This is a genomic window from Streptococcus sp. 3874 (genome assembly GCF_013276425.1).
Taxonomy (GTDB): Bacteria; Bacillota; Bacilli; order Lactobacillales; family Streptococcaceae; genus Streptococcus; species Streptococcus pseudopneumoniae.
The window spans coordinates 1-1,928 of the sequence record NZ_VMLA01000134.1 but is presented as its reverse complement, the minus strand read 5'-3'; the positions used below and the strand labels follow the sequence as shown (position 1 = coordinate 1,928).

Sequence of the window (1,928 nt, the reverse complement as noted above, 5' to 3'; positions counted from 1 at the left end):
GGTTGATATAAGGGGATTTTCTTGTCAAATTTCACCGTTTTTTATTTGCGTACTTTTCCATACTTTGTTATAATAGAGCGAGGTATAAAAAGATGAGAGTGAAACAATCAAAGTCAAAAAACACTATCAACTACGCTATTATTAAAGACATCAAGGTTGGAAATAAACGGACTTCTACTATCGTAGAAAACTTAGGCAATCATAACACACTCTTAAAAGAACATCCTGATATGGAACCTCTTGAGTGGGCTCGTTTACGTGCCAAGGAATTAACTGAGAAAGAAAAAGAAGAAAATAAAGATTTCCTCATTACCTTTAGTCAGAACAAACAGTTAAAACAAAATCAATTGAACGAATATCATGGAGGCTATCTCTTCCTACAAGACCTCTATCATCAACTAGATTTGCCTAGAATTAACAAAGAAATCCAAAAACGACATCGTTTTAATTTCTCTCTAGATGATATCCTATCTCGATTGATTTATGGACGGATTCTAGCTCCTGCTTCAAAACGATCCACCCTAGAATTTTCAAAAACATTACTCGAACCTAAAGAATTTGAACTCCAACATTTTTATCGGGCTCTTGAAGTTATTTCTAATGAAACAGAGTTTATACAAGAACAAACCTATCAAACTTCAAAAAAGATGACCCAACGACAGACAGAAGTTCTCTACTATGACTGTACTAACTTCTATTTTGAAATTGAAGCTGAAGATGAGGAAGGACTTCTGAGACAATACGGTCCATCTAAAGAACATCGCCCAAATCCAATTGTGGAGATGGGACTCTTTATGGACAAACAAGGAATTCCCCTAGCTTTCTGTATCCACCCTGGAAATACAAATGAACAAACTACTCTTAAACCATTAGAAAGAAAGATTGTCAAGGAGTACAAGGCTTCAAAATTTGTAGTCTGTACAGATGCTGGACTCTCATCAAAAGCCAATAAGATGTACAATTCTTTTGGGGAACGTTCCTATGTCACAACTCAATCTATCAAGAAGTTAAAGAAAGAATACAGAGACTGGGCTTTGGATAAAAGTGGTTGGCGAATGGTTGGGGATAAGAATCCTATCTTTTACAATCTGGATGAGCTAGAGCACAGAGAGGAATTAAAAAAACAGCTCTTCTTTAAAGAATCTCCTTTTTATGATGAAGATTTACCAAATCAACGCTTGATTGTGACCTTTTCTACTAAATATCAAGACTATCATCGAACGATACGAGAGAGACAGATTGAACGGGCTAGTAAGTTACTGGGCAAGCCCAGCCAAGCTACCAAGAAGAGACAAACCGATTTTAAGAGATTTCTGAAAGAAACAAGTACTACCAAAGAAGGGGAAATCGCCGAGAAAAGGATTCTAACTCTTGATGAGGAACGTATTCAAGAAGAGGCTCAATATGATGGTCTCTACGCCGTAGCCACTAATCTAGATGAAGATATCCAGACAATTGTAGTCATCAATCAAAGGCGGTGGGAAATTGAAGAGAGTTTTCGTATCATGAAGCAGGAACTACGAGCCAGACCCGTTTATCTCAGCCGTTCAGATAGGATTCAAGCACATTTCACTATTTGTTTCCTAGCACTAATGATTTATCGTCTCTTGGAAAAACAACTAGGAGAAACAGTCACCTGTTCAGAACTCATCCAAACCTTACGCAATTACAAGTTCAAACATCTTTATGGAGCAGGATATCTTCCAACTTACACCAGAACAACTATCACGGATCAACTCCACCAAGCATTTGGTTTCCAAACTGATTTTGAGATTATAAGCGAAAAAAATATGAAAAAAATTTTTAAGAAAACCAAATCTAGATAAAAAGTACGCATTTTTTAAAAAGAGAAAAAGAGCTCCGAAAAGCTGTCATATCAGTATTTAGGGGCTCTTTGATTTCGAAAAACTGTCAAAGATGGGATTATA

At 36.5% G+C, this 1,928-nt stretch carries 1 protein-coding gene; it reads left to right on the top strand.

The window, feature by feature from the left end:
- Positions 1-92 precede the first annotated feature (92 nt).
- A complete protein-coding gene (locus HT703_RS10845; protein ID WP_016399281.1) occupies positions 93-1,826 on the top strand; it encodes an IS1634 family transposase in 1,734 nt (577 codons plus the stop codon).
- The last annotated feature ends 102 nt before the right edge of the window (positions 1,827-1,928 follow it).

Bases quoted from the DNA above. Each gene is read 5' to 3' on its own strand.
- HT703_RS10845 (WP_016399281.1), top strand. From the start codon at position 93: ATGAGAGTGAAACAATCAAAGTCAAAAAACACTATCAACTACGCTATT.